This window comes from Burkholderia sp. Bp9016 (assembly GCF_003857765.1).
GTDB lineage: Bacteria > Pseudomonadota > Gammaproteobacteria > Burkholderiales > Burkholderiaceae > Burkholderia.
Map to the genome: position 1 here is coordinate 313,397 of NZ_QTPY01000002.1, position 17,350 is coordinate 330,746.

General features: G+C 67.3%; 15 protein-coding genes. 5 read left to right on the forward strand and 10 right to left on the reverse strand.

The window, feature by feature from the left end; genetic code table 11:
- Window positions 1-233 precede the first annotated feature (233 nt).
- The 10 genes from DIE13_RS03880 to DIE13_RS03925 form a co-directional block, all read right to left on the reverse strand.
- The gene (locus DIE13_RS03880) at window positions 234-671 is read right to left on the reverse strand and encodes a peptidase (protein ID WP_124825897.1); all 438 of its coding nucleotides are present in this window, start codon (window positions 669-671) and stop codon (window positions 234-236) included.
- Between the two features lie 226 nt (window positions 672-897).
- The gene (locus tag DIE13_RS03885; RefSeq protein WP_006753156.1) at window positions 898-1,125 is read right to left on the reverse strand and encodes a sulfurtransferase TusA family protein; all 228 of its coding nucleotides are present in this window, start codon (window positions 1,123-1,125) and stop codon (window positions 898-900) included.
- 331 nt (window positions 1,126-1,456) lie between these two features.
- The gene (locus DIE13_RS03890) at window positions 1,457-2,341 is read right to left on the reverse strand and encodes a MurR/RpiR family transcriptional regulator (RefSeq protein ID WP_124825898.1); all 885 of its coding nucleotides are present in this window, start codon (window positions 2,339-2,341) and stop codon (window positions 1,457-1,459) included.
- A gap of 270 nt (window positions 2,342-2,611) precedes the next feature.
- A complete protein-coding gene (locus DIE13_RS03895) occupies window positions 2,612-3,784 on the reverse strand; it encodes a Gfo/Idh/MocA family protein (protein ID WP_124825899.1) in 1,173 nt (390 codons plus the stop codon).
- Between the two features lie 97 nt (window positions 3,785-3,881).
- Window positions 3,882-4,808: a TIM barrel protein gene (locus DIE13_RS03900; protein WP_124825900.1), complete on the reverse strand. Its 927-nt coding sequence runs from the start codon at window positions 4,806-4,808 to the stop codon at window positions 3,882-3,884.
- Between the two features lie 59 nt (window positions 4,809-4,867).
- Window positions 4,868-5,881 (reverse strand): Gfo/Idh/MocA family protein, encoded by a 1,014-nt coding sequence (locus DIE13_RS03905; protein ID WP_124825901.1) that lies wholly within the window; start codon window positions 5,879-5,881, stop codon window positions 4,868-4,870.
- Between the two features lie 74 nt (window positions 5,882-5,955).
- Window positions 5,956-6,867: a sugar phosphate isomerase/epimerase family protein gene (locus DIE13_RS03910; protein ID WP_124825902.1), complete on the reverse strand. Its 912-nt coding sequence runs from the start codon at window positions 6,865-6,867 to the stop codon at window positions 5,956-5,958.
- A 45-nt stretch (window positions 6,868-6,912) separates the two neighbouring features.
- Complete coding sequence (locus DIE13_RS03915) at window positions 6,913-7,938, reverse strand: ABC transporter permease (RefSeq protein WP_124825903.1); 1,026 nt, start codon at window positions 7,936-7,938, stop codon at window positions 6,913-6,915.
- A 27-nt stretch (window positions 7,939-7,965) separates the two neighbouring features.
- Entirely contained in the window at window positions 7,966-9,540 is a 1,575-nt protein-coding gene (locus DIE13_RS03920) for a sugar ABC transporter ATP-binding protein (RefSeq protein ID WP_124825904.1), read from the reverse strand.
- 67 nt (window positions 9,541-9,607) lie between these two features.
- Window positions 9,608-10,534 (reverse strand): sugar ABC transporter substrate-binding protein, encoded by a 927-nt coding sequence (locus DIE13_RS03925; protein ID WP_124825905.1) that lies wholly within the window; start codon window positions 10,532-10,534, stop codon window positions 9,608-9,610.
- Window positions 10,535-10,842: 308 nt separating this feature from the next.
- Here DIE13_RS03925 and iolC point away from each other — a divergent pair, with 308 nt between their 5' ends.
- The 5 genes from iolC (at window position 10,843) to DIE13_RS03950 (ending at window position 17,166) form a co-directional block, all read left to right on the forward strand.
- Complete coding sequence (gene iolC / locus DIE13_RS03930) at window positions 10,843-12,801, forward strand: bifunctional 5-dehydro-2-deoxygluconokinase/5-dehydro-2-deoxyphosphogluconate aldolase (RefSeq protein WP_124825906.1); 1,959 nt, start codon at window positions 10,843-10,845, stop codon at window positions 12,799-12,801.
- Between the two features lie 46 nt (window positions 12,802-12,847).
- A complete protein-coding gene (gene iolD / locus DIE13_RS03935; RefSeq protein ID WP_124825907.1) occupies window positions 12,848-14,731 on the forward strand; it encodes a 3D-(3,5/4)-trihydroxycyclohexane-1,2-dione acylhydrolase (decyclizing) in 1,884 nt (627 codons plus the stop codon).
- 60 nt (window positions 14,732-14,791) lie between these two features.
- Window positions 14,792-15,721, forward strand: coding sequence for a myo-inosose-2 dehydratase (iolE, locus tag DIE13_RS03940; protein ID WP_124825908.1), 930 nt, complete (start codon window positions 14,792-14,794; stop codon window positions 15,719-15,721).
- A gap of 39 nt (window positions 15,722-15,760) precedes the next feature.
- Window positions 15,761-16,579 carry a 5-deoxy-glucuronate isomerase gene (iolB, locus tag DIE13_RS03945; protein WP_124825909.1) on the forward strand — a complete coding sequence of 273 codons (819 nt, stop codon included), beginning with the start codon at window positions 15,761-15,763 and terminating at the stop codon, window positions 16,577-16,579.
- 92 nt (window positions 16,580-16,671) lie between these two features.
- Window positions 16,672-17,166 carry a heme-degrading domain-containing protein gene (locus tag DIE13_RS03950; RefSeq protein ID WP_124825910.1) on the forward strand — a complete coding sequence of 165 codons (495 nt, stop codon included), beginning with the start codon at window positions 16,672-16,674 and terminating at the stop codon, window positions 17,164-17,166.
- Window positions 17,167-17,350 lie beyond the last annotated feature (184 nt).

Below are 17,350 nucleotides of genomic sequence, written 5' to 3' on the forward strand. Positions count from 1 at the left end.
TAACAGCCCCGCACACTCCACGCGCCGCGCGACATGCGCGCAGCTTCCGACATCGGCCGGGAGCCGTCGTTTGCCGCCGCGCAACGGGCGCGATACGGCGTCCCCGGCAAAATATCTCAAAAACGGGGCACGGACGAACCGGCGATTTCATCATAGTAGTATGAAATTCGCCAAGAAATTGCGCGTACTACGGCACTTCCTTCGAATAATCCTTCCGTTGCGCGATCGCTCGCCTAGTCCGCACCGGCCATGCCGGCCACCGGCTCGGCCAGATCGCCGGTCGCTGCGCGCCGCCGCAACGCGGGCTGGCGCGGTGCCGGCTGCGTCAGCATGCGCGCCAACTGGGCACGCACGCGCTCCCATGCCGCCGCCGTATAGTCGGGCTGGCTTGCCGCCCATGCCTGCGCGAGATCGAGCACACGCTCGACTGTCGCATTGCAATAAGTGAAGCCCGAGCCGTCATGCTGCGCGGCGTCGCGCAACCGCTCGTCGAGCGATTCGGCCAGCCACGGCATCTCGGCCGCCGCCGAATCGGCATACGCCTCCAGCGCGGCACGCGCGTGGCGATCCCGTTGCGGGTCGAGCTCGATCCGGCTCAACCCCGCCGCGCCTGCGGGCGCAATACATTCCGCTGCGGACGGACTTCGAATGGTCCCTGGTCTGAAGGACATGTCCTCTCCCCGTTTGTACGACGGCAGCGTCAGGCATGGCCCCCGAGCCCGCCCCATATGACGCACCGTGGCCGGCGCATCCGTCAAGTACGGACGACCGGCCGGGTCAGTATACGCAGCAGGTTGCACAACGAGGTTTAAGAATTGTCAGAGGCGGCCGGGGCTTCCGAAGCACGGCCGGCATCGAGGCCGGCCGGGTGCCGCACGAGACGCGTGATGCGGGCCGTCAGCGGCGGCGCATCAGGAACACGAAGGTTTTGTCCTGGGTCGTCACTTCGACGATCTCGTTGCCCGTCTGCTTCGCGAACGCGGCGAAATCGCGCTGCGAGCCGGGATCGGTCGCGAGCACCTTGAGGATCTGCCCGCTCTCCATATCGGCGAGCGCTTTCTTGGCGCGCAGGATCGGCAACGGGCAATTGAGCCCGCGCGCGTCCACTTCCTTGTGAATCTGCATCGGCTGTCGACCTTCGAATGACGCGCCACACAGGGCGCGGGAGGAAGCGGCAATTTTACCGCAGCACGGGCCCGCCCGCGCGGGCCGGGCCGGGCCGCGAGGAAGGCTTCCTCACCGGCGGCACGCTGTTCGATCCCGTACCGCCCGACATGCGCATCGGCAAGAAAGCGTCCTTCGGACCTGCGCTCGGCCGCGCGCGCGAAGGACGTCGGCGAAGCGCTCGACCCGATCGACGCGCACGAGTTCGGCAACGGCGTCGCCTGCTCGCGAGCAACCGCGGTATCGCGTGTGCATGCACGTGCCGCATCCAGGTCGGCATCAACGTGCAGATTCAGTTGGTCTTGGTGCCGTGCGCGCCGTCGGCCGTCGGCAGGTACGACAGCTCGAGCCGGTACGCGAGCGCGACGAACAGGCTCTGCGCGAGGCCCATCGTCGCGGTCAGCGCGCGGAATCCGAACGTCGCGCTTTCCTGCACCATGAGCGTCACCTCGGCCTCGCGCGCGAGCGGGCTCATCCGGCTGTCCGTGATCGCGATCAGGCGCGCGCCGCGCTGCACGGCCTGCTGCGCGACCTGCACGGTCTCTTCCGCATACGGCATGAACGAAATCACGATCATCACGTCGCCTTCACGCACCGAGCGGATCTGCCCGAGATGCATGCTGCCGAGCGCGCTGAACAGCCCGATGCGCTTGTCGGTGTGCTGCAGCGCGTAGTCGAGATAGACGGCGATCGGAAACGCGCGGCGCGAGCCCGCGATCCAGATCGCCTGCGTGTCGGCGAGCAGGTCGACGGCCTGCGCGAGCGCCTGCGAGTCGAGCGTCTGCCGCAACTGCTGCATCCCGGCAATGCTGCCCTTGATGAATTCGTCGGCGATCTGCTCGGGCTGCAGGCTCGACGAACCCGATTCGATCACGTCGCGCAGCCGCAGGTTGTACGCGCGGCCCGGCGCGATCTGCTGCGCGAGCCCTTCGCGGAACAGCCGCTGCATTTCGGAGAAGCCGGAGAAGCCGAAGTGCTTCGCGAAACGCACAACGGCCGACGGCTGGACGCCGCACGCCTCCGCGAGCGACTGGATGCCTTCCAGCCCAAGCTGGTCCCGATGGGTTTCCACGTGACGCGCAATCACCTTCAGGCGATTGCTGAGGCCGTCGTACTCCTGCGTCAGATGCTGCAGGAATTGCTCGACGGTGGCGGGTGGTTTCTCGGATGAACTCATCGGATGGCGCGAAGTTGACGGCCCCGATGCGCGCGCGGTGCTGACCGACGCGGCCCGGGACTCACCTGGAAACATGCATGAAGGGCGAATTTAATCACGTTTGCGGCACGGCCCGTGCCGCACGCTCGCTCCCACGCGCTCGATCATCACCTGCACACGCTCCACAGCAGTGCTGAAACGATTGTCCAACGGCCTTGCAACGCCGTAAAGATCAGGGCGTTTACCGAGGCCGGCGCCGGGCAATCGACGCGCCGCGCCAGCCTGCGATGCTCAACGATAGTCGATCCATACGCCGCCGGCGTCGGCCGAACGCACGCAGTTCTCGACCCAGCGCACGCCCTCGACGCCCGCATGGACGTCCGGAAAGCGGATGTGCTTCAGCGCTTCGGCGTCGCCGCGATCGGCCGCATCCATCGCGAGCGCGAAGCGTGCATAGAGATTCGACCACGCCTCGAACAGCCCTTCCGGATGCCCGGCGCCGATGCGATCCTCGCGCAACGCATCCGGATGCAGATAACCCATCCCGCGATCGAGCACCTGCGCGGGCTGCCCCTGGATCTCGTAACGCAACTGGTTCGGATGCTCGTCCCACCATTCGACGCTCGCCTTCGAGCCGATCACGCGCACCTTCTGCCCGTGCATCGAGCCCGCGTTCACCGCGCTCGACCATACGTAGCCGATCGCGCCGGTGTCGTATTCCATGATCGTGAACGCGTTGTCCTCGAGCGGTGCGCGGCTCTTCACGAAGCTCTGCCGCGAACACATCAGCCGGCGGATCCTCAGTGCCGGCGCCATCACTTCCGAGATGTACAGCGGATGCGTGCCGATGTCGCCGAGCACGTAGCTCGGCCCCGCGAACTTCGGATCGACGCGCCAGCGCGCGGCCGCGCTCGCGGCCTCGACGCCTTCGCTGTGAAAACCGTGCGCGAACTGCATCTGCACGATGCGGATCTCGCCGAGATCGCCGCGCGCGATCATCTCGCGCGCCTGCTCGATCATCTGGTGGCCGGAATAGCCGTATGCGACGCCGACGATCCGGTTCTTCTCGACCGACAGACGCTGCAACGTTTCGGCCTCCTCGGTCGTGAAGCACAGCGGCTTCTCGCAGACCACGTGCAGCCCGGCGTTCAGCGCGGCGCGGCAGATCTCGAAGTGCGTGTTGTTCGGCGTCGCGATCGATACCGCGCGGATGCCGTCCGCGCGGCTCGCCTCGGCCTCGAACATCGTCCGGTAGTCGGCATAGCAGCGTGCGGCGTCGACGCCGAGCTTCACGCCGAACTGGCGGCCACGTTCGGCATCGATGTCGAACGCGCCGGCAACCAGCCGGAAGCTGCCGTCGCGCAGCGCAGCCGATCGGTGGCTGTAGCCGATCTGGCTGCCGAGGCCGCCGCCGACCATGCCCCAGGGAATCGAATGTCCCAGCAGAATCTGTCCGTCGATCATGATTGTTCGTGTTCCCGGTTCGTATTCAGGTATTCAGGTATTCAGGTGTTCAGGTGTTCAGGTGTTCAGGTGTTCAGAGATCCAAACGGTCGGTCGCTCAAGCGAAACCGGCCGACGCGAGAAACGCGCGGCTCGCCGCGACGTCGCGCAGGCTCGTGCCGGCGTTGCGCGGATCGCGTTCCTGTTCGATCGTGATGTAGCCGGCATAGCCGATGTCGTCGAGCGCGCGGCGGATCGCCGGGTAGTCGAGCACGCCGGTGCCGATCGGGCACATCACGCCCCGCGCGCACGCCGCGAAGAACGCGATGTGCTCGCCCATCACCGCGTCGTACACGGCCGCGTCGATGTCCTTGAAATGCACGTAGTCGAGCCGTGCCGCATGGCGATGCAACCACGTTTCCGGGTCCATGCCCGAGTAGTACAGGTGGCCGGTGTCGAGACACAGGCCTGCCGTGTCGGCCCCGATATCGGCAACGATCCGGTCGATCTCGTCCGCGAACTCGATGTAGCCGCCCGCATGCGGATGGATCACCGCGCGCACACCGAACTCGTCGCGCGCGATGGTGGCGATCTGCCGGATGTGATCGACCATCCGCTCCCAGCGTCCGGCGGACAGCCGCGGCGCGCGCTCGGGATGACCGGCCGCGTAGTCGCGCTCCTCGTGCCCCCAGTCCATCACGACCAGATACGGCGCCGCGTAGCGCTGGCCGTCCTGCGTCGGCAGCTTCGGCAGTCGCGTGATCAGCGCGCAGATATCGCGCGTCTGGCGCAGCAGGTTCGGCAGGTTCTCCGGCGACACGAGATCGTCGAAAATCGTGCCGGCGGTCATGCTCAGCCGTTGCCGTTCGAGTTCGGCGCTCACCACGTCGAGCTCGAGCGGGATATAGCCGTAGGGCCCGAGCTCGATGCCGGAGTAGCCGGCCTGAGCGGCTTCGGCGAGCACGTGCCGCCACGGCGGCAGGTGCGGGTTGTTCACGTCGTCGACGCCCCAGCAGCAGGGCGCGCAGCCAATCTTCATCGTCATGTCGGGCAGTCCGGCAGGAAAGCGGCGCACGGCCGCGGGCGTGGCGACGCGGCCACGGTTCAGCCGCGATAGAACGTGGGGCGTTCGGCCATCGCGACCGGCTCGACCGCCCCGCTCTGCTGTGCGCGCACGCAGGCATCGGCCGCAACCGCCGCCGCGTAGCCGTCCCATGCGGACGGACCGGTGAGTGCGCCCTGCCGCACGCCGTCGATGAACGCCTGCAGCTCGACGTCGTACGATGCGATGAAGCGCTCCTTCCAGTCGGTCATGATCTCGACCGATCGCCGCGCCGCATGCTTGAGACCGACGGCCGGCGGATCGGGCAGCTTCGCGATGCCGTTCTCGCCGACCACCTCGCACTGGATGTCGTAGCCGTACTGGCAGTTGACGAAGATCTCCACGTCGATGCGCACGCCGCTCGCGGTTTCGAGCAGCACGATCTGCGGATCGGCGAGATGCGCGCTCGCGTGACGCGTCTTCTTCGGATAGACGACCTGCGCGCTCGCATAGTCCTCGCCGAGCAGCCAGCGCAGCACGTCGAGTTCGTGGATCAGCGTATCGGTGATCGCCATGTCGGTGGTGTAGCGCTCGCCGACCGACTGGTTGCGGTGCGCGCAATGCAGCATCAACGGCGCGCCGATCTCGCCGCTGTCGATCACGTGCTTGAGCGCGCGATAGCCTTCGTCGTACGGGCGCATGAAGCCGACCTGCACCAGCCGCTTGCCGTGCGCGCGCTCGGCCTCGACGATCCGCATGCAGCCGTCGGCCGTCACCGCGAGCGGTTTCTCGCAGAACACCGGCTTGCCATGCGCGATCGCGTCGAGCACGAACGCTTCGTGCGTCGGCCCCCACGACGTGACGAGCACGGCCTGCACATCGGCGGCCGCGATCACTTCATGGCCGTCGCCATGGATTTCCGCGTCGAGCCCGTATTTCGCTACCGTGTCGCGCGCCTGCCGCGCATCGATGTCGGTGACGGCCACCACGCGTGCGCCGGACAGCGTGCGCGTCAGCCTGCGAATATGGTCCTGGCCGATCGCGCCGCAGCCGATCACGCCGATTTGCAAGGTCATCCGGATATCTCCAGTCTTTCGTTCATCAGCGGCGCGGCCCGTGCCGCGCCGGTCAGCAATGCGGGGGCGACGGGTCAGCGCGCCGCGCGATCGAAATGGCGATCGACGTAGCGCTGGATCGTGTCGCGCATATAGCGCGACGACGCTTCCGCGCGGTCTTCCCACGCGAACACGCACGACGACATCACGCCATCGAAGCCGGCGGCGCCGAGCGCGCGGAAAAACATGTCCCAGTCGATCTCGCCCTGCCCGATGTCGAGATGCTGGTGCACGCGAATCTGGTTCGAGCCGGGCGGGTTCACGATATAGCGCAGCTGGCTGCTCTTGCGATGATCGAAGGTGTCGGCCACGCGCACGTGCGCGAGGACCGGCGCGGCCTGCGCGATCATCGCGGCCATGTCGTCGCCGTAGTAGAACGTGTGCGGCGCGATGTACGACAGTTTCAGCGACGGCGAACCGAGGTTCGTCACGATGTCGATGGCCGGCTGAAGCTGCTCGATCCAGTCCTCCGGATGCGGTTCGACCGACAGCACGATGCGCTCGCGCTCGAGGATCGGCAGCAACTCGTCCATCGAGCGGAACCACGCGGCCTCGCACAGCTCTTTCGGGTTCGTGCCCGGCCGCTCGCCGACCGAGCGTTCCGGCGACGCGCCGCGCCCGAACTCCGACACCATCAGCGTGCACTCCATCTCGAGCGCGACCTCGATCGCCTTCTTCCAGCAGCGCACCGCCCATTGCCGTTCGTCGTCGAACGGGCTGGCCCAGCGGTACATCGGCTGCAGCGATGCGAGGCCCACGCCGCTCGCGCGCAGCGCTTGCCGGAACGCGGCCATGCGCTCGCGCGTCGCGCGCGGCATCACCCACCAGTCGAGAAAGTCGCTGCGCGGCGACAGCTCGATCTGGTCGTAGCCGAGCTCGGCGACCGCATGCGGCAGCCGGTCGAGCGGCAGGTGGCGAATCATGTAGGGATCCAGAGCGATCTTCATCTTCTTCCCAGACGGTTTTGCGGGGTTCGGCATGGCGGCGGCGGCTCAGCGGCGCGACTTCTTGTTGCGGTACTGGTCGGCGATCACGGCCGCGACGATGATCGCGCCCTTGACCATCTCCTGGTAGTACGCGTCGATCCGGATGAAGGTGAAGCCCGACGTCATCACGCCGAGGATCAGCACGCCGATCACGGTGCCCGTCACGCGCCCGAGGCCGCCCGACAGCGACGTGCCGCCGATCACGACCGCCGCGATCGCATCGAGCTCGTACATCACGCCCATGCCCGACTGGCCGGAGATCGCACGTGCGGCCGTCACGGTGCCCGCGATCCCGCTCAGGAGGCCGGCGATCGCATAGACGAACACCAGGTGACGCGTGACATTGATGCCCGACACGACGGCCGCATGGCGGTTCGCGCCGATCGCATACGTGTACTTGCCGAAGCGCGTGTAGCGCAGCACGACGTGGAAGATCGCCGCCACCACCAGGAAGATGATCACCGGATTCGCGCCCGCGCCGATCGCCGCGAACTGGTCGGTCAGCATCGACACCGGCATCCCGTTGGTGAACCACTTCGCGAAGCCGCGCGCGGCGACCATCGTGCCGAGCGTCGCGATGAACGGCGGGATGCCGGTCAGCGCGATCAGCGACCCGTTCAGCAGACCTACCAGCAGCCCGACGCACACGCCGGCCAGCACCGGCCAGATGATCGGCAGGTCGGTCAGGTGCGGGAACACCGCGCGCGGAAAATCCGACACCTGCGCGAGGCTGGCCGACACGACGGCCGCCGCGGCGACGACCGACCCCGACGACAGGTCGATCCCGCTCGTGATGATCACGAGGTTCACGCCGACCGCGATGATGCCGATCACGGCCATCTGCAGCACGATGATCTCGAGCCGCTCCGCGTTGAACAGGAAGCTCTGGCCGACGACGACCCAGCCGATCACCTCGAAGAACAGGCTGATGCCCACCAGCACGAGAAAGATGCTCAGTTCGGGCGGCCATTTGGCGTGCCGTGTCTTGATCGTCATGGACTGCGCGTCCGCGGCCGGATTCAGATTGCTCATTTCATTTGTCTCCATGCTTGTTTCGGCTCAACGCGACGCAAGGTCCATGATGCGGACCTGGTCGGCGTCCTTGCGCTCGACGATGCCGGTCATGCGGCCTTCGTGCATCACCATCACGCGGTCGCTCATGCCGAGCACCTCCGGCATCTCCGACGAGATCATCAGTACTGCGACACCTTTTCCGGCGAGCGCGCTGACGAGCCGATGAATCTCGGCCTTCGCGCCGACGTCGATGCCGCGCGTCGGTTCGTCGAGAATCAGGATGCGCGGCTGCGTCAACAGCCAGCGGCCGATCAGCACTTTCTGCTGGTTGCCGCCCGACAGGTTCTGGATTTCCTCGTGCAGCCCCGGCGTCTTCACGCGCAGCATCCGGCTCATTTCCTCGCAGTCGCGCCTGAGCTGCGCCTGCTGCACGAAGTTGAACTTCACGTAGCGGTTGCTGAGCACCGCCGCTTCCATGTTCGCGAGCAGGTCGAGATTCAGGAAGCAGCCGGTGTCCTTGCGGTCCTCGGTGAGGAACGCCATCCCGTGCTTCATCGCTTGCGCGGGCGTCGCAATCCGAACCGGCTTGCCGTCGATCAGGATCTCGCCGGACGTGGCCGGCACGACGCCGAACAGCGCTTCGGCAACGTTCGAGCGCCCCGAGCCGACGAGGCCCGCGACGCCGAGGATCTCGCCCGCGCGCAGCTCGAAGCTCACGTCGCGGAACACGCCGTCGACGCCGAGGTTCTTCACCGCCAGCACGACCTCGCCGATCGGCACGTCTTCCTTCGGGAACATCTGCGTGATCTCGCGGCCGACCATCATCCGGATGATGTCGTCGCGCGTGACGTCGGTCGACGCGTGCGTGCCGATGTACTTGCCGTCGCGGAACACCGAAAACTCGTCGGCGATCTCGAACAGTTCGTTCATCTTGTGCGTGATGTAGACGATGCCCTTGCCCTGCTCCCGCAACTGGCGAATGATCCGGAACAGGTGCGTGACCTCCTTGTCGGTCAGCGCGGAGGTAGGCTCGTCCATGATCAGCACGTCCGAGTCGAACGACACGGCCTTCGCGATCTCGACCATCTGGCGGCTCGCGACCGTCAGCGTGCGCACGTCGGCTTCCGGATCGATGTCGATCGACAACCGCTCGAACAGCGCGGCGGTGCGGCGGCGCAGTTCGGCGTGATCGATCAGGCCGAAGCGGTTCTTCGGTTCGCGGCGAATCCAGATGTTCTCCGCGACCGTCATGTACGGCATCAGGTTGAGTTCCTGGTGGATCATCGCGATGCCGCGGTCCAGCGCGTCGAGCGGGCCGTTCAGCGTGACGGGCGCGCCCTTGATCAGGATCTCGCCCTGGTCGGGCGTATAGACGCCCGCGATGATCTTCATCAGCGTCGACTTGCCCGCGCCGTTCTCGCCCATCAGCGCATGAACGGTGCCGCGGCGCACGCGAAACTGCACGCCGTCGAGCGCGACGACGCCTGGAAACGACTTGCCGACGCCGCGCACTTCGAGCAGGCAATCGGAAACGGACGCACCGGACGAACCGGGCGCGGCGAACGATGCGGCCGGCGCGTCGTCGCTGGCCATCGAGCGCGCCATCCTGACTGTAAACATGGACGTTCCTCGAAAGTCACACGCGAACCCGGACGCACCGGGCCGCGCAGTTCAGCGGAAAAGCCGGTCAGTGCCTGGCGTACTGGTTCATGTTCTCGGGCGTGACGAGCTCGAACGGCACGTTCACGTAGCGGTCGACGGGCTGCTTCTTCGCGAGCTTGAGCGCGGCCGCGACGGCCTGCTCACCCTGCCCGGCCGCGTTCTGGTACACGGACACCTTCAGGTCGCCGCTCTTCATCGACGCGAGCCCGTCCGGCGTCGCGTCGATGCCGGCGACGACCGTCTTCGGCGTCCACTTGCGCGCCGCCTTCAGCGCGTTGATCGCGCCGATCGCCATCTCGTCGTTGTTCGATACGATCGCGTCGAACTTCATCCCGGAGCTCAGCCAGTTCATCGTGATGTCCTGGCCCTGCGTGCGGCTCCACTTGCCTTCGCGCTTGTCGACGATCTTCATGCCGGAGCAGTCCTTCGTCGCGATCACGTCCTCGATGTCCTTGGTGCGCGCACGCGCCGACTCGTTGGAGAGCTCGCCCATCAGCACGAGGATGTCGCCCTTGCCGCCGAGCAGCTTGCACACCTGGCGCGCCTGCAGCGTGCCCGACTGCTTTTCGTCGGACGCGACCACCGCGACGCCGGCCGGCAGCTTGTTGAAATCGACCGGCTTGCGGTTCACATAGACGAGCGGGATCTTCGCGGCGGTCACCATCTTCGTGATCTTCGGCGTCGCGTCGGTGTCGACCGCGTTCACGATGATCGCGTCGACCTTCTGCGCGATCATGTTCTGGACCTGGCTCAACTGCTTGCCGACGTCGTTGCCGCCATCCTCGATCTGCACGGTCGCGCCGTCCTTCTTCGCGGCATCGCTGATGCTGTTGCGCAGGATCGTCAGGAACGTGTCGTCGAACGATGCCATCGTCACGCCGATCTTCTCGGCATGCGCAAGCGGCATCGCCAGGATCGTCGCGGCCGCGGCGGCCATCAGCTTGGTCTTCATGATCACTCTGTCTCCTCATCTCCGGGGGGCGGAAAGCGGCACGTTGCGCGCCGCCGGGCCGAGTCCGATACGGACTGAAGCATCCGGATGAAACTGTAGATCACTTCCTCGAGAATTTGGAAATTTATTTCTACGTGATTTCACCTAGGGAACTGGATTTCCAAAAAGTCTAGACTTCGTTCCGTAGCCCGACTCCTTGCGGCAGGCGATCCCGCGTCGCGCCGCACAGGTGACGCAGCACCGTCACCGGATCGGTCCCCTAATCTGCCGGCAGGGTCGAAATGCCGGCCGCGAGCGTGATACGTGATATGAGCCCGTTGAACTTTCCGCCTGACCGCCCCATCGATCTCGCCTGCCTCGGCCGAGTCGCAGTGGATCTTTACGCGCAGCAGTACGGCAGCCGCCTGGAGGACGCGCGCAGCTTCCAGATGTATCTCGGCGGCTCGTCGGGCAACGTCGCGTTCGGCGTCGCCCGGCTCGGGTTGAAGACCGCGATGATTTCGCGCGTCGGCGACGAGCAGATGGGCCGCTTCGTGCGCGAGACGCTCGAGCGCGAAGGCTGCGACACGAGCCAGTTGCAGACCGATCCGGAACGCCTCACCGCGCTGGTGCTGCTCGGACTGAAGGACCGCGATACGTTCCCGCTGCTGTTCGTGCGCGAGAACTGCGCGGACATGGCTGTGCGCGCCGACGAGATCCGCGAGGACTTCATCGCCGGCTGCCGCGCGCTCGCGATCACCGGCACCCATCTGTCGACGCCGGCCACGCGCGAAGCGTCGCTGACGACATTGGCGTATGCGCGCCGCCACGGCGTCGTGCGGATTCTCGACATCGACTACCGGCCCGTGCTGTGGGGGCTGACCGCGCGCGGCGCCGGCGAGAACCGCTATGTGCCGGATGCGCAGGTCACGCGGCAGTTGCAGCAGGTTCTCGGCGAATTCGACCTGCTGGTCGGCACCGAAGAGGAATTCCTGATCGCGGGAGGCGTGCCGCACGATCTGATCGCATCGCTGCAGGCCGTGCGCCGCGCGAGCAGCGCGGTGCTGGTGGTCAAGCGCGGCGCGCTCGGCTGCTGCGTGATTGAGGGCGACATCCCGGCGCGCATCGACAATGCACCGACTTTCCACGGCGAACGCGTCGAAGTGCTGAACGTGCTCGGCGCCGGCGATGCGTTCCTGTCGGGCTTGTTGTCCGGGTTGCTGCGCGGGCGCGACTGGGCAGAATCGACACGCATCGCGAATGCATGCGGCGCGATCGTCGTGTCGCGTCACGCGTGCTCGGCCGCGATGCCGACACCGGACGAACTCGCACACTGGTTCGGCGGCAGCCGCAATCCGCAGGTGGACGCCGATCGCACGCTCGCGCACCTGCATCGCGTCACGGTGCCGCGCCGCGAATGGGACGACCTGTGCGTGATGGCGTTCGACCATCGCAGCCAGTTCTACGAGCTCGCGGTACAGGCCGGCGCGGACGAAGCGCGGATCAAGACGCTCAAGCGGCTGCTCGTGCGTGCGGCCGAACAGGTCGAGCGCGATCGCCATATCGAAGGCCACGTCGGCGTGCTGATCGACGGCGGCGCCTACGGCAGCGACGCGCTCGCGTCGGCGACCGGGCGCGGCTGGTGGGTCGGCCGCCCGGTCGAGCTGCCCGGCTCGCGGCCGCTGTGTTTCGACGATACGCGCTCGGTCGGCTCGGCGCTCACGCACTGGCCGACCGAGCAGGTCGTGAAGTGTCTCCTCCACTACCACCCCGACGACGACGTCGACCTGCGCGTCGCGCAGGAGCAGCGGGTGCTGGAGCTGTGGGAAGCGACGCGCGCGAGCGGCAACGAGCTGCTGCTGGAAATCATTCCGCCGCGCGCGGTCACGCCGGCCGGCACCGAGGACGACGCGGTGCTGCGCACGGTCGCGCGCTTCTACAACCTCGGCGTGAAGCCCGAATGGTGGAAGCTCGCGCCGATGAGCGCCGACGGCTGGGCGCGGCTCGCCGCGCTGGTGGCCGAGCGCGACCCGCACTGCCGCGGCGCGGTGATCCTCGGGCTGAACCAGCCGCTGCAGTATCTCGTCGACAGCTTCCGTTCGGCCACCGATCCGATCGTCAAGGGCTTCATGGTCGGGCGCACGCTGTGGGCCGATGCGTCGCTGCAATGGCTCGCCGGCCGGATCGACGACCAGGCGCTGATCGACGAAGTCGCCGGCAATTTCGCGCAACTCGTCGATGCGTGGCTCGGCCGCCGCGCCGCCGCGCGCGCCGCCGCGGCAGCCTGACGCCGGTGCCCGCGATGACCAACCGACTCTTCCTGATCGACAGACGATGACCACCACCGTAAGACTGACCGTCAGCCAGGCCCTCGTGCGCTACCTGGCCGCCCTGCGCGCCGAAGTCGTCCAGCCCGACGGCCGCACCGAGATCCTGCCGTACTGCGGCGGCGTGTTCGCGATCTTCGGCCACGGCAACGTGGCCGGGCTCGGCGAAGCGCTGCAGGCCGAAAAGGACCGGCTGCCGACGTTCCGCGCGCACAACGAGCAAGGAATGGCGAACGCGGCCGTCGCGTTCGCGAAGGCCAACTTCCGCCAGCGGATGATGGCCGCGACGTCGAGCATCGGCCCCGGCGCGACCAACATGCTGACTTCCGCCGCGCTCGCGCACGTCGGCCGACTGCCGCTGTTGCTGCTGCCCGGGGACGTGTTCGTGTCGCGGCTGCCCGACCCGGTGCTGCAGCAGGTCGAGGATTTCGAACAGGGCGACGTCAGCGCAAACGACTGCTTCCGGCCCGTCACGCGCTACTTCGACCGGATCACGTCGCCCGAGCAGTTGCTCGTCGCGCTGCCGCGCGCGATCCAGGTGATGACCGATCCCGCGCAGTGCGGCCCGGTGTGCCTCGCGCTGCCGCAGGACGTGCAGACCTTCGCATACGACTGGCCCGAGGACTTTTTCGCGCCGCCGGTGATCCGGATGCGCCGGCCGCCGGCCGACGCGCTCGAACTCGCCGATGCCGTCGACGTGCTGAAGGCCGCGAGGAAGCCGCTGATCGTCGCCGGCGGCGGCGTGCTGTACAGCCAGGCGTGGGACGCGCTGCGCGCGTTCGCCGACACGCACGGCGTGCCGGTTGCCGAATCGCAGGCCGGCAAGGGCAGCCTCGCGTGGGACCACCCGTTGAACCTCGGGTCGATCGGCGTGACGGGCTCGCCCGCCGCGAACCGCGCGGCCGCGCAGGCCGACGTGGTGTTCGCGGTCGGCACGCGCCTGCAGGACTTCACGACCGGCTCGCATGCGCTGTTCGGCCAAGCGGCGCTGCTGAGCCTGAACGTGCAGCCGTTCGATGCGGGCAAGAAACGCGGCCGGCAAGTGATCGCCGATGCGCGCACGGGCCTCGGCCAGTTGTCGGCCGCCCTCGCCGGCTGGCATGCGGAACCGGCGTGGACGGCCGCGAACCGCGACCAGGCCGCCGCATGGAACGCACGCGTGGCCGACCTGACGACGCGCATTCCGAAGGACACGCTGCCGTACGACGCGGAAGTGATCGGCGCGGTGCGCGACTCGGCCGTCGACGCCGGACGCGACAGCGCGCGCGACGATCTCGTCGTCTGCGCGGCCGGCACGCTGCCGGCCGAACTGCACAAGCTGTGGCGCAGCGGCGTGCCGGGCAACTATCACATGGACTACGCGTATTCGTGCATGGGCTACGAAGTCGCGGGCGGCCTCGGCGCGAAACTCGCGCGGCCCGAGCGCGAGGTGATCGTAATCGTCGGCGACGGCTCGTACATGATGCTCAACGCCGAACTCGCGACCTCCGTGATGCTCGGCCGCAAGATCATCGTCGTGATCCTCGACAACCGCGGCTACGGCTGCATCGAGCGGCTGCAGCTGAATTGCGGCGGCGCGAGCTTCAACAACATGCTCGACGACTGCGTGCCCGAAGGCGGCGAGCGCTCGACGATCGACTTCGCGATGCATGCGCGCGCGATGGGTGCGGAAGCCGTGCACGTGCGCGACGTCGCCGAACTGCGCAGCGAGATGAAGCGCGCACGCGCGGCGAAGACGAGCCAGGTGCTCGTGATCGACACGACGCACGGGCGCACGACCGAGGACGGCGGCGCGTGGTGGGAAGTCGCGGTGCCGCAGGTGTCCGCGCGCGCCGGTGTCGAACGCGCGCACCAGACGTATCTCGACGAGAAAACCCGGCAGCGGCGCTGACCCGTATCGCGCCGCCCTGCCCGCCTCGCAACAACACCATTCGACCCAAGGAAGCGTGTCATGAGCTGGAACGTTCGCATCGGTATCAATCCCCTGTCGTGGATGAACGACGACCTGCCGTCGCTCGGCGGCGAGACGCCGCTCGAGACGGCGCTGAAGGAAGGCGCCGAAATCGGCTATGCGGGCTTCGAGCTCGGCAACAAGTTTCCGAAGACCGGCCCCGAGTTGAAGGCGAAGCTCGCGGAATTCGGGCTCGTGTGCGTGTCGGGCTGGTATTCCGGATTCCTGGCGGAAGTCGAGCCGGGGATGAGCGACGATGATGCGCTCGCCGCCGAGATCGAACGCTGCCGCGCGCACATGACGAAGCTGCAGTACAACGACGTGAAGGTGGTCGTGTACGGCGAATGCGCGGGCACGATCCAGGGCAGCATCGATACGCCGGTCGCGAAGCGGCCGCGCTTCGTCGACGACGACACATGGCGGCGCTACGCGGCACGCCTGAACGGGTTCGGCGCGCATCTGCTCGATACGTACGGCATCAAGCTCGCCTACCATCACCACATGGGCGCGTACGTCGAATCGCCGGACGACGTCGACCGGCTGATGGCGCTGACCGATCCTGCGAAGGTGTTCCTGCTGTTCGACACGGGCCACGCGTATTTCGGCGGCGCGGCCGATCCGGTCGCGCTGCTGAAGAAGCACGTGTCGCGCGTCGCGCACGTGCACTGCAAGGACGTGCGTCCGCAGGTCGTCACGCAGGCGCGCAACGGCGGCTGGAGCTTCCTGAACGGCGTGATCAACGGCACCTTCACGGTGCCGGGCGACGGCGCGCTCGACTACGAAGCGACGCTGCGCACGCTGAAGGACGCCGGCTACGAAGGCTGGCTCGTCGTCGAGGCCGAGCAGGATCCGGCTGTCGCGCCGAGCTATCAATATGCGAAGAAGGGTTACGACACGCTGCGCGCGATCGTCGACCGGTTGAGCGCTTGAGTGCTTGAGCGCCGTCATCTCATCGAGGAGCCTCATTCCATGACGATTTCTCCCCTGCTGGTCAAGGCGTCGCCCGAGCGCGAAATCTGCAACGTCACGCCGGAATCGGCCGGCTGGAAGCATGTCGGCTTTCGCGCGCTGCGCCTGAAGGCCGGCGATACCGAAGCGGTCGATACCGGCACGCGCGAGCTGTGCATCGTCGTGCTCACCGGCACGGTGCGCGCCGAAGTCGACGGTGAGATCTACGATGCGCTCGGCAAGCGCGACAGCGTATTCGAAGAAGTGTCGCCCGACGCGCTGTACGTGCCGGGCGACAAGACCGTCACGCTCGTCGCGACGCGCGATGCGGAGGTCGCGCTGTGCACCGCGCCTTACGTGAGCGGCGACAAGCGCGTGCAACGCCTCGACGGCGAACGCATGCGCCGTGCGGTGCGCGGGCAAGGCACCAACACGCGCTACGTATGCGACATCCTGATGGGCGACAACCCGGCGGCCGACCGGCTGCTCGTCGTCGAAGTGGTGACGCCCGCGAGCCATTCGAGCAGCTATCCGCCGCACAAGCACGATCGCGACGCGGCGCCCGACGAAACGTCGCTCGAGGAAACCTATTACCACCGGATCGATCCGCCGCAGGGCTTCGCGTTCCAGCGCGTGTACACGGACGATCGCAGCCTCGACGAAGCGTGCGCGGTCGAGAACCACGACGTCGTGATGGTGCCGCGCGGCTATCACCCGGTGGTCGCGCCGCACGGCTACAACCTGTACTACCTGAACGTGATGGCAGGGCCGAGCCGCGCGTGGGCATTCAAGAACGATCCCGCGCACGAATGGATGCTCGATGCGGCACCCGGGCGCTGAAGCCGCGACGTGCCGAAACGCCGAACGATCGACGGCCGGCGCGCGATGCAGGACACGCGCGCAAGCCACTGTTGCGACGACCCGGAGCTGACATGGCGACTCCCTTCCCGTACTTCGCGCACCGGACTTCCGGCGACGATCCGGCGGCCCCGATGCTGCCGCGCTTCGATGCCGACGTCGCGCGCCGGCTCGGCGACATCGCGATCAACCTCGCGTCGCGCCGCGGGCTGCCGATCGCGGTCGGCATCGTCGGCGCGGCGTCACCGCTCTTCTACTGCGCGCTCGACGGCAGCCGCGCGGTCGACAGCGACGCGATCCGCCGCCGGCAGAACACGGTGTTCCGTTTCGGTCTCAGTTCGCTCGAAGTCGGCGTGCGGTTTCGCCGCGCCGGCTGGTCGCTGCAGTCGCAGGGATTGTCGGACGACGACTATGCGCTCGACGGCGGCGGCGTGCCGCTGCGGATCACCGGAGGCGGAATCGTCGGCGCGATGACGATCGCGGGGCTCGACGACGCACGCGACCACGCGCTCGTCGTCGAAAGCCTGCGATGGCACGTCGGCGCGAACGCGCTCGCGCTGATCGCGTAGGCGCACACGCCGGCTCGCCGGATCAGCGCAGGCCTTGCTGCTCGCGTAGTTGACGACGACCGATGCGCCTTCGGCGGCCAGCGCCTGGCGATCGCGGCGCCGATGCCCTTCGATACGCTCGTGACGATCGCTACCTTGTTTGCCAGCTTGCTCTTGACGTCCTCCTTCGCCTAAAGGCGGAGGA